The following is an 11,235-nucleotide window of genomic DNA, read 5'->3' as shown; positions in this document are numbered from 1 at the left end:
AACAGGACCGTGAAACAACTTTGCGCCGATGATAGTGCTGCAACCAGTGTGAAAGTAGGTTATCGTCAGGCTTGTTATTCGAAAAAACCCCTTCCGGTGATCCGGTTGGGGTTTTTTTACGTCTGGCGGTTTGGTTTTGTCAGCAGATAGGCGTAAAAAAAGGCACCGCTACGCGGTGCCTTGTTCATTTGTCATAACCATTAAAAATGGTAAGCGACTTTGACATTCATGTAATTGACGCCGCTATTCGGTTTCTTGTAGCCGCCGTTCGAGAAATGCTGGATCTTCGCAGCGACTTCCCATTTGTTATTGAAGATATAGCCAACGCCGATATGGTCGCCGAACTGGAAGTGGGTCGACAGGCGGTTATCGTCGTTATCGTACAGCTTGGACAGCATGTGTACGCCAATGCCGCCTTCCGCATAGAAGCCCAGCTTGTTCGTGTTTTCAAAGCGGAACACGGGGGTAAAGCCCAGGTCCCACAGTTTTTGATGCTGGCCAGGGACATTGCGATAGCTCTTGCCATCCCAGCCGCCAATGCTGGCATCCCAGTAACCGCTCAGTTGTGTGCCATTCGATACGAACCAGGCCTTATCCCAGTTCGAGGTCACGCCGGCGCGTACCATTTGTACCTTCACGCCCTTGGCATATTCGCCGTAGACGGAGTCGATCAGTTTGTCGTCGGCGGCAAAGCCGGCGTTGGCTGCCATCAGCGCGGCAACGGCGGCGATGGATTTGAGGATATTCTTCTTGAAGGACATAGAGGCTTTCATCGTAAAATTGGCCGTAAGGCTCGTCTTGTTTGCGCAGACACCCAGTTTTGCACAGTGTTCCCGCCACCCGTTTGATTTCAGAGGTTCAATTGACATTCTCTACAAAAATCGCATTTCTCGGTATCGGTCTGATGGGGGATCCGATGGTCCGGTGCCTGCTGCGCGCTGGATATTTTGTCACAATTTGGAATCGCACGCACAGCAAGGCCGAAGTCCTGCGTGAGGCAGGTGCGCAGCCCGCCGTTTCCGTGGCTGAGGCGGTCAATGACGCGGACGTCGTCATTTCGATGCTGGAAGCCGGTCCCATCGTGGCGCAGGTGCTGCAAGAGGCGCTGCCAGCCTTGCGTGCAGGGGCGCTCTGGGTTGATATGAGTTCCACCAAGCAAGCAGAAGCCCAGCAATTTCATGCCGCCTTGCACGCGGCAGGCCATGCCTTTATCGATGCGCCCGTGTCGGGTGGAGTCGGCGGGGCACAGGCGGGCACCCTGGCCATCATGGCCGGCGCCAGCACCAGCGATTACGCGCGGGTTGAAGTGATTCTGTCGGCCATGGGGCGCCCGACCCTGGTGGGGCCGGCCGGCAGCGGCCAGGTTGCCAAGCTGTGCAATCAGCTGATCGTCGGCGCCACCCTGAATATCGTGGCGGAAGCGTTATTGCTGGCGCAGGCGGCCGGCGCCGATGCGAGCGCCGTACGGGCAGCGATACGCGGTGGTTTTGCCGAGAGCAAGATTCTGGAGCTGCATGGTCAGCGCATGCTGGAGCGCAATTTTGTTGCCGGTGGACAGGTGAAAAGCCAGATCAAGGACATGCACAACATCCTCGCGGCAGCCGAGGCGGCCCACGTCACCTTGCCGGTGACGCAATTGGTGACGCAGCGCTATGAAACCCTTGCCGCCAGCCACCCGACGGCAGACCACGCGGCGGCCTTGCTGGCCCTGGAAGCGTTGAATCCGGGCCAGCGCCTGGGCACCGGTCCGGATAAGCTGAGCTGATTTACGTGACGGGCAGGCTCGCTTCGGCCAGCTTGACCCAGAAACTGGCGCCGATGGGCAGCAGATTGTCGTTGAAGTCGTAGCTGCCATTGTGCAAGACGCACGGACCCAGGCCGTGGCCGCCATCGCGGTGCTCGCCATCGCCGTTGCCGATGAAGATATAGCAGCCAGCTTTTTCCTGTAGGAAAAACGCGAAGTCTTCCGCGCCCATGGTCGGTTCAACATTCGCGTTGACCTTGTCGGCGCCCACCACGCTTTTCATCACTTCGACGGCAAACGCCGTTTCCTTCGCGTGGTTGACCAGCGGCGGGTAGTTGCGCTTGAAGTGGAAATCGACTTCCGCGCCAAAGGCGGCGGCCGTGTGCACGGCGATGTCGCGCATGCGCTCTTCGATCAGGTCCAGCACGGGCGTGGTGAAGGTGCGCACGGTGCCGACCAGGCTGGCGTCATCGGGAATCACATTGGTGGCGCTGCCCGCATGGATTTGCGTGATCGACAGCACGGCCGTGTCGAGCGGACTCTTGTTGCGCGTGATGACGGTTTGCCAGCTTTGCGCGATTTGCACGGCCACCATGACGGGGTCGATGCCCTTGTGCGGCTGGGCCGCGTGCGCGCCCTTGCCTTTGACGGTGACGTGGAATTCATTGCTGGACGCCATCATTGGCCCTTCCACCACGCTCAGGGTACCCGTTTCCGCGCCTGGCCAGTTGTGCATGCCGTAGATGGCATCCATGGGAAAGCGTGTAAACAAGCCGTCTACGATCATTTCGCGCGCGCCGGCGCCGCCTTCTTCCGCCGGCTGGAAGACGAGGTAGACCGTGCCATCGAAGTTGCGATGTTGCGCCAGGTAATGGGCGGCGCCGAGCAGCATGGCCGTGTGGCCGTCGTGGCCGCAGGCGTGCATCTTGCCCGGATGGCGTGAAGCATGCTCGAAGGTATTCATTTCCTGCATCGGCAAGGCATCCATATCGGCGCGCAAGCCGATGGCGCGCTTGGACGTGCCATGCTGGATGATGCCGACCACGCCAGTGCGGCCCAGGCCGCGTACCACGGGAATGCCCCATTCCGTCAGTTTGGCGGCGACCACGTCCGAAGTGCGCTGTTCTTCGTAGCACAGCTCGGGATGCGCATGCAGGTCGCGGCGGATACCTTGCAGCTCGGATTGAAACGCCAAGATCGGATCAACTAGTTTCATGGGACTCTCCTGTGGATGCTGGCGCGCAGCAATGTATGGCGTGCCGGACCGCGCTTGTTTGATCAAAAACAGACGCGGCTAATAGTGCATTGTAGCCCTTGTCTGCCGGGTAAATCCAGCGCACGGACGTGCTTGCCACGGCGCCAACAGCAAGCGCGCGGAATGGTTTACAGTATCGCCTTCCCCCAACGTTTTTGGATTTCCCCATGACCACCACCCAAGTGCGCGCCGCCTGCCCGCTCGACTGCCCCGATACCTGCGCCTTGCTGGTCACCGTGACCGACGGGGTGGCAACAGCCGTCAAGGGCGATCCCGACCACCCGACCACGGCGGGCGTGCTGTGCACCAAGGTATCGCGCTTCACGGAGCGCACCTACCATGCGGACCGGCTGCTGCATCCGTTGCGCCGCGTGGGCAAGAAGGGGGAAGGCAAGTTCGAGCGCATCAGCTGGGAAGAAGCGCTGCAGACCATCGCGGCCCGCTTGAAACCGATCGCCGCGCGCGATCCGCAGGCGATCTTGCCGTACAGCTACTGCGGCACCATGGGCCTGGTGCAGGGCGAGTCGATGTCGTCGCGTTTCTTCAACCAGCTCGGTGCTTCCTTGCTGGACCGCACCATCTGCGCCTCGGCGGGCGCCACGGGCTACCGCTACACGGTGGGCGCCAGCATCGGCACGGACCTGGAACAGTTCCAGAACGCCAAGTTGATCATCATCTGGGGCGGCAACCCGATCGCCTCGAATTTGCACTTCTGGATGCGCGCGCAGGAAGCCAAGCGCAATGGCGCCACCCTGATCGCCATCGACCCCTACCGTTCGTTGACGGCGGAAAAGTGCCATCAGCACGTCGCCTTGCTGCCGGGGACCGATGCGGCCCTGGCGCTGGGTTTGATGCATGTCTTGATTGTGGAAGATTTGCTCGATCATGATTACATCGAGCGCTACACTGTTGGCTACGAGGCCTTGAAACAGCGGGCCCTGGAATGGCCGCCCGAGCGGGTGGCCGAAGTGTGCGGCATCACGGCCACGGAAGTGGTCGACTTGGCGCGCCTGTACGGCCAGGCCTGCCGCTCCGGCGAGGGCGCCGCCATCCGGGCCAATTACGGCGTGCAGCGCGTGCATGGCGGTGGCATGGCCGTGCGCAATATCGCCTGCCTGCCGGCCCTGACGGGCGCCTGGCGCCATCCGGCCGGCGGCATGCAGCTGTCGAGTTCGGGTTCCTTCCCCATCAACCGCAAGGCCCTGCAGCGCCCCGATTTATTGAAAGGCACGCCGCGCACCATCAATATGAGCACCATCGGCGACGATTTATTGAAAGAAAGTTCCGCCGATTTCGGCCCGCAAGTCGAAGCCGTGATCGTCTACAACTCGAATCCCCTGGCCGTGGCGCCCGATTCCTCGAAAGTGGCGCAGGGCTTTGCCCGCGAAGACTTGTTTACGGTCGTGCTCGAACATTTCCAGACCGATACCGTCGACTACGCCGACATCGTGCTGCCCGCCACCACGCAGCTGGAACACGTCGATACGCATGCCACCTATGGCCACCTGTACATGATGGCCAACAATGCGGCCGTGGCGCCGCTGGGTGAAGCGAAGGCGAATACGGAAATCTTCCGCCTGCTGGCCCAATACATGGGCTTTGATGACCCGTGCTTCCAGGAAAGCGACGATGTGCTGGCGGCCAAGGCATTCGATGCGACGGATGCGCGCGCCGTGCATTTCGACTGGGAATCGCTGAAGCGCACGGGCTGGCAAAAGCTGGCCATGCCGGAAGCGCCATTTGCCGAGGGGCGTTTCCCCACGCCATCGGGCAAGTGCGAGTTGTATTCGGAAGCCATGGCGCTGGCGGGCCTCGATCCCTTGCCCACGTATATCGCGCCGCACGAATCGCTGGCCAGCAATCCCGCGCTGGCGGCCCGCTATCCGCTGGCCATGATTTCCCCGCCGGCGCGCAATTTCCTCAATTCCACCTTTGTGAACGTGAAAAGCCTGCGCGCGGCCGAAGGCGAGCCGCACCTCGATATCCATCCCGACGATGGCGCCGCGCGCGGCATCGTGGCCGGCGACATGGTGCGCATCTTCAATGACCGCGGCAGCTTTGTGGCCAAGGCCAGGGTGACGGACAAGGCGCGACGGGGCCTGGTGGTGGGCTTGTCCGTGTGGTGGAAGAAACTCGCCAGCGACGGCAAGAACGCCAACGAAGTGACCAGCCAGCGCTTGACGGACATGGGCCGCGCGCCGACCTTCTACGATACGCTGGTTGAAGTGGAAAAGGCTGCCTGACCATGGCGCGCTGGCCGGCCCGCTTGCTTGTCGGCACGGTGTGCCTGCTGCTGGGCGGCTGCACGCAGTTGCGCTACTACACGCAAGCGGCGCAGGGGCAATATGCCCTGTGGTCCGGCGCGCGTCCCATCGGCAACTGGCTCGATGACCCCGCCACCGAGCCGCGCCTGAAAGTGCGTCTGGCCAAGGCGCAGCAGATCCGCCGCTTTGCCGTCAGCGAGCTGGACTTGCCAGACAATGGCAGCTACAAGAACTATGCGGCGTTGCGGCGCCCGTTCGTGCTGTGGAACGTGGTAGCCACGCCGGAATTGTCGCTGCAGCCGCTGCAATGGTGTTTTCCCATTGCCGGCTGCGTCAGCTATCGCGGCTATTACAGCAAGGAGGAGGCGCTCGCGTATGCCGACGAGTTGCGGGCCCAGCATTACGACGTGCAGGTGGGCGGCGTGCCCGCATATTCTACCCTGGGCTGGTTCGACGATCCCCTGCTGTCGACCTTTATCAATTACAACGATGCGGAGCTGGCGCGCCTGATCTTTCATGAACTGGCGCACCAGGTGGTGTACGTGCCTGGCGACTCGGCCTTCAACGAGTCGTTTGCCAGTGCCGTGGAAGAGGCCGGCGTGCAGCGCTGGCTGGCGCGCGAGGGCAACGACAGCATGCGCACGGCGTATGCCCAGTATGCTGCGCGGCGCCAGGATTTCCTGGCCTTGCTATTGAAATACCGGGGAGAACTGGAGTCCGTGTATGCGAGCGACGCCAGCGATGCGGACAAGCGCGCGCGCAAGGCGCAGGTATTTGCGGCATTGCAAGAAGCGTATCAGGTCCTGAAGAAAAACTGGGGTGGTTTTGCCGGTTACGACCGCTGGTTCGAGCAGCCGTTGAGCAATGCGCACCTGGCTTCCGTGTCTACCTACAATGAATTTTTGCCTGCCTTCAAAAAATTGCTGGAAGAAAAAAAGAACTTTCGTGCTTTTTATGCTGCAGTGCACACAATGGCCCAGATCAAGAAGCCTGAGCGCAGGCAGGCGCTGGAACAATTGTCCAGCCCGTGACCCGTAAAGATTGTCCCGGACGTCAAGGCGAACGATCCTGCAACAGCGTATTTATCATGTTGCAGTGCAGCACAAAATACCCCTAGAGTTGCCGCTCGAATACTGTTGAAAGCGCTTGCATGGAAGCCCGGCGCCCGATAGCATCGCATTAGTAGCATAGAGCAATTGCTCGTCAGAATGCTCAAACTGACTGCAGGACGACAGAATCCGCAGCAATGATCCGCGCCGGCAGGGTGCGCCGGCTCCCCCACGATTATTCGAGACAAGAGGCACAGGATGGAAAAAATTTGGCTGAAGTCGTATCCTCCCGGCGTCCCCGCCGACATCGATCCTGATCAATATCGTTCGCTGGTGCATTTGCTGGAAGAAGCGTTTCAGAAATATGCGGATCGCAATGCCTATGTCTGCATGGACAAATTCCTCACCTATGCCGAACTCGATACCTATTCGCGCCAGCTGGGCGCCTGGCTGCAAAGCCGCGGCCTGAAGAAGGGGGCGCGCGTCGCCCTGATGATGCCGAACGTGCTCCAGTATCCGGTGGCCATCGCCGCCGTCTTGCGCGCCGGCTACACGGTGGTCAACGTCAACCCTTTATATACGCCGCGCGAACTCGAGCATCAGCTCAATGATTCGGGCAGCGAAGCCATCATCGTGCTGGAAAACTTCGCCCATACCCTGGAACAGGTGCTGGGCAAGACGGCCGTCAAGCATGTCGTCGTCGCCAGCATGGGCGAAATGCTCGGCGGCTTGAAGGGCATGATCGTCAATTTTGTCGTGCGCAATGTCAAGAAGATGGTGCCTGCGTATTCCTTGCCGAACGCCATGCGCTTCAAGCAGGCGCTGGCGCTGGGCAGCCGCATGAAACTCACGCCCGTCGAGCTGAGCGTCCATGACGCTGCCTTCCTGCAATACACGGGCGGCACGACGGGCGTGTCGAAAGGCGCGACCTTGAGCCACCGCAATGTGATTGCCAATGTGCTGCAGAGCGAAGCGTGGTCCGGCGCGGCGCTCGACCAGAACAGCAAGGAACAGATGATCGTCGTCTGCGCCTTGCCGCTGTACCATATCTTTGCGCTGACGGCGTGCGCGATGTGGGGCACGCGCGTGGGTGCCCTGAATATCCTGATCCCGAATCCGCGCGATATTCCGGGCCTGATCAAGGAGCTGGGCAAGTACAAATTCAACCTGCTGCCAGCGGTCAATACCTTGTATAACGCGCTGGTGAACCACCCCGACTTTGCCAAGCTCGATTTCTCGGGCTTGAAGATCGCCAATGGCGGCGGCATGGCGGTGCAGCAAGCCGTCAACGACAAGTGGCTGCAAGTGACGGGCGTGTCCATCATCGAAGGCTATGGCTTGTCGGAAACATCGCCCGTCGCCACCTGCAACCGCGCCGACAGCACGGCGTTTTCCGGCACCATCGGCTTGCCCGTGCCCTCGACTGACATCGCCATCCTCGACGACGACGGCAAGGAAGTGCCGCTGGGCCAGACGGGCGAGATCGCCATCCGTGGGCCGCAAGTGATGAGCGGCTATTGGAACCGTCCCGACGAGACGGCCAAGGTCATGACACCCGATGGCTACTTCAAGTCGGGCGACGTGGGCATCATGGATGAGCGCGGCTACGTGAAGATCGTGGACCGCAAGAAAGACATGATTCTCGTCTCCGGCTTCAATGTGTATCCGAACGAAGTCGAAGCCGTCATCGCGGCCCATCCTGGCGTGCTCGAGTGCGCCTGCGTGGGCGTGCCGGACGAACACTCGGGCGAAGCCGTGAAAGTGTTTGTTGTGCGCAAAGATCCGAACCTGACTCAGGCAGTGCTGGCCGCGTACTGCAAGGAACAATTCACGGGTTATAAGCGGCCGAAATACATCGAGTTCCGCGATGAACTGCCGAAGACCAACGTCGGCAAGATTTTGCGTCGCGCCCTGCGTGACGAAACAAAGATAGCAGCATAAACAGTGTGGGATGCGCCAGGAGGCGCGTCCCTTTTACAGATAAAGATGAGGCGAGATGGACAAGATTTGGTTGAAGTCGTACCCGGACAGCGTTCCCGCAGAGATTGATTGCACGCAATACCGTTCCGTCACGCATTTGCTGGAAGAGTCGTTCCAGAAATATGCGGACCGCAACGCCTTCGTGTGCATGGATAAATTCCTCACCTACCGCGAGCTTGACCAGCTGTCGCAGCAGATGGGTGCCTGGCTGCAAAGCAAGGGCCTGCAACCGGGCGCGCGCGTGGCGATCATGTTGCCGAACGTGTTGCAGTATCCGGTGGCCATGGCGGCGATCTTGCGCGCCGGCTACACCGTGGTGAACGTGAATCCGTTGTACACGCCGCGCGAATTGCAGCACCAGCTGATCGATTCGGGCAGCGAAGCGATCATCGTGCTGGAAAACTTCGCCACCACGGTGGAGCAGGTGCTGCCGCACACCCAGGTCAAGCATGTCATCGTCGCCACCATGGGCGACTTGCTCGGTGGCTTGAAGGGCACCATCGTCAACTTCGTCGTGCGCAAGATCAAAAAAATGGTGCCCGCGTTTTCCTTGCCGGGCGCCATCAGCTTCAACAAGATGCTGGCCGAGGGCTCCCGTTTGACCCTGACGCCGGTGCAGCAGGGACATGACGATATCGTCTTCCTGCAGTACACGGGCGGCACGACGGGCGTGTCGAAAGGCGCGATGTTGTTGCACCGTAACGTGATCGCCAACGTGCTGCAAAATGAGGCGTGGATGTCGCCCGTGATGACCAAGGAAATGCGCGCCACCTCGATGGGTTTCATGTGCGCCTTGCCCCTGTATCACATCTATTCGCTGACGGTCAGTGCCCTGATGGGCATGCGCTTGGGCGGCATGAGCGTGCTGATCCCCAACCCGCGCGATATTCCCGGTTTCGTCAAGGAATTGTCCAAGCACAAGATCGTCGTCTTCCCGGCAGTTAATACTCTGTACAACGCGTTGCTGAACAATGCCGACTTCGCCAAGCTCGATTTTTCCAGCTATAAAGTGTGCAATGGCGGCGGCATGGCCTTGCAGCGCAATGTGGCCGAACGCTGGCTCAAATTGACGGGCTGTCCGCTGATCGAAGGCTATGGCATGTCGGAAACGTCGCCCGTGGTGACGGGCAACCGTGTCGACATCACGGAATTCACGGGCACCATCGGCTTGCCTTTCCCGTCGACGGAAGTGGCGATTTTGAACGACGATGGCGTGGAAGTGCCGCTGGGCGAACCGGGCGAAATCGCCGTGCGCGGCCCGCAAGTGATGGCGGGATACTGGCAGCGTCCGGACGAGACGGCCAAGTCGATGACGGCCGACGGCTATTTCAAGACGGGCGACGTGGGCGTCATGGACGAGCGCGGTTACGTGAAGATCGTGGACCGCAAGAAAGACATGATCATCGTTTCCGGCTTCAATGTGTATCCGAACGAAGTGGAAGACGTGGTTGCGTCGTGCCCGGGCGTGCTGGAATGCGCCTGCATCGGCGTGCCGGATGCCAACTCGGGCGAAGCCGTGAAAGTGTTTGTCGTGCGCAAGGATCCGAACCTGACGGTGGAACAGATCCGCGAGCATTGCAAGCATGAGTTGACGGCGTACAAGAAGCCGAAATACATCGAGTTCCGCGATGAATTGCCGAAAACCAATGTCGGCAAGATCTTGCGCCGTCAGTTGCGCGACGAAAAGAAAGCAGCTTAACTCGCCGCCAGGGCTGTGTCCGCCGCCACGGCTTGCCGTGGCCGGGCGGGCAAGCCGAAGCAGGGACGCAGCCAGCTCACCTTGCTGATCAGCAGCGAGGTGCCCAGCCAGCAGGCAGCCACCGTGCCTGCCAATATCAGCAGCGGCTCGAGCACGGGGCCCAGCTGCAACGGCACCAGCCAGTAGGCCAGCAGTACGATCGCGCTCTGGTGCAAGATGTACCAGGGAAAGACGGCCTGGCACGCCCATGGCAGCCAGGCAAACGGTTTGTTCAGCAAGGTGTGCGACCAGCCCAGGATGGCGCAGATGGCCAGCCACATGTACAGGTTGCGCATGGGCCAGGAACCAAACGAGGCCCTGGTCAGCAGGTTTTCCGAAGCCACCAGGTCAAAACCCAGATACACGGCAAACGCGCCGGGCGCCAGCAGCAGCGCCTGCCAGCGCAAGCGCGCCAGTTCCTGCCACACTCCCTTGTCATTGCCCAGCCACCAGCCATACAGATACATGGTGAAATAGATGGCGTGCGCGTACCAGTCCTTGAGCAGCGCATGGGTTTCCGGATAGCGCAGCTTCAGGAAAGCCGTTGCCGCCAGCGTTGGCAGGGCGGGCAGGACCAGCAGGCGCCAGCCGCGCAGGCCTGTAAACAGCGGTCTTGCCTTGGCCAGCAGCGGCTGCAAGGCCACCAGCACGATGGTGTACAGCAACAGATACACCAGATACCACAGATGGTTCCACGTAAAACTGGTCTTCCAGCCCGTAAATGCGCCGGCCGGCCAGGCGTGGCCGCCAAAGTAATGCAGCAGGAATGGTCCATAGCCAGGCTCGACCAGGCCGTTGCTGACGCCCTCGCAATACGGTTGCACGGGAATCACCACCAGCACGCCAAACAGCAAGGGCAGCAACAGGCGCTTGATCCGGCGCCACAGGAACGCACCGCTGGACGCCTGCGTCATCATGGCGCAGGACACGCCGGAAATAAGGAACACGATTTCCATGCGCCACCGGTTGATAAAGACCATGGGAAAGTTCAATGTTTCCGTCAAGTAAGTACTTTTCATGTGGAAGGCGGCGCCATCCAGGTACAGCATGGCCGTGTGGTAGACGATCAGCAGGCTGAAGACAAGAAAGCGCAAGGCATCGATATCGCAACGGCGGGAATCTGTGGTCATGGTCGTGGGGTCCGTCGGCAAGGGAATGCCCCAGCATAGGCAGGCCGCATGGGGTGAACCAGCGAAAAGTGATCA

Annotated in this window: 8 protein-coding genes; 5 read left to right on the top strand and 3 right to left on the bottom strand. The window is 60.5% G+C overall.

Going from position 1 to position 11,235, the window contains the following annotated elements:
* Nucleotides 1–200: 200 nt before the first annotated feature.
* Complete coding sequence (locus O3300_RS23380) at nt 201–761, bottom strand: acyloxyacyl hydrolase (protein ID WP_077408864.1); 561 nt, start codon at nt 759–761, stop codon at nt 201–203.
* Between the two features lie 101 nt (nt 762–862).
* On the opposite strand from O3300_RS23380, the gene O3300_RS23375 reads away from it, so the two are divergent.
* A complete protein-coding gene (locus O3300_RS23375) occupies nt 863–1,765 on the top strand; it encodes an NAD(P)-dependent oxidoreductase (RefSeq protein WP_369812316.1) in 903 nt (300 codons plus the stop codon).
* 1 nt (nt 1,766) lies between these two features.
* On the opposite strand, the gene O3300_RS23370 is transcribed toward O3300_RS23375, so the two are convergent.
* Nucleotides 1,767–2,960 carry a M20 aminoacylase family protein gene (locus tag O3300_RS23370; RefSeq protein ID WP_305054252.1) on the bottom strand — a complete coding sequence of 398 codons (1,194 nt, stop codon included), beginning with the start codon at nt 2,958–2,960 and terminating at the stop codon, nt 1,767–1,769.
* A gap of 206 nt (nt 2,961–3,166) precedes the next feature.
* Here O3300_RS23370 and O3300_RS23365 point away from each other — a divergent pair, with 206 nt between their 5' ends.
* The 4 genes from O3300_RS23365 (at nt 3,167) to O3300_RS23350 (ending at nt 9,991) form a co-directional block, all read left to right on the top strand.
* Nucleotides 3,167–5,242 (top strand): molybdopterin-dependent oxidoreductase, encoded by a 2,076-nt coding sequence (locus tag O3300_RS23365; RefSeq protein ID WP_305054251.1) that lies wholly within the window; start codon nt 3,167–3,169, stop codon nt 5,240–5,242.
* Between the two features lie 2 nt (nt 5,243–5,244).
* Entirely contained in the window at nt 5,245–6,294 is a 1,050-nt protein-coding gene (locus O3300_RS23360; protein WP_305054250.1) for an aminopeptidase, read from the top strand.
* 276 nt (nt 6,295–6,570) lie between these two features.
* Nucleotides 6,571–8,253, top strand: a complete 1,683-nt coding sequence (locus tag O3300_RS23355; protein WP_099666194.1) for a long-chain fatty acid--CoA ligase — start codon at nt 6,571–6,573, stop codon at nt 8,251–8,253.
* 55 nt (nt 8,254–8,308) lie between these two features.
* Nucleotides 8,309–9,991, top strand: a complete 1,683-nt coding sequence (locus O3300_RS23350) for a long-chain fatty acid--CoA ligase (RefSeq protein ID WP_305054249.1) — start codon at nt 8,309–8,311, stop codon at nt 9,989–9,991.
* Here the strand turns inward: O3300_RS23350 and O3300_RS23345 are convergent.
* Nucleotides 9,988–11,160, bottom strand: a complete 1,173-nt coding sequence (locus O3300_RS23345; RefSeq protein ID WP_305054248.1) for an acyltransferase family protein — start codon at nt 11,158–11,160, stop codon at nt 9,988–9,990. The genes O3300_RS23350 and O3300_RS23345 overlap by 4 nt on opposite strands.
* Nucleotides 11,161–11,235: the final 75 nt, after the last annotated feature.

The organism is Janthinobacterium sp. SUN206, from assembly GCF_030587305.1.
GTDB classification, from domain to species: domain Bacteria; phylum Pseudomonadota; class Gammaproteobacteria; order Burkholderiales; family Burkholderiaceae_D; genus Janthinobacterium; species Janthinobacterium kumbetense.
This window is presented reverse-complemented; position numbering and strand designations above follow the sequence as displayed.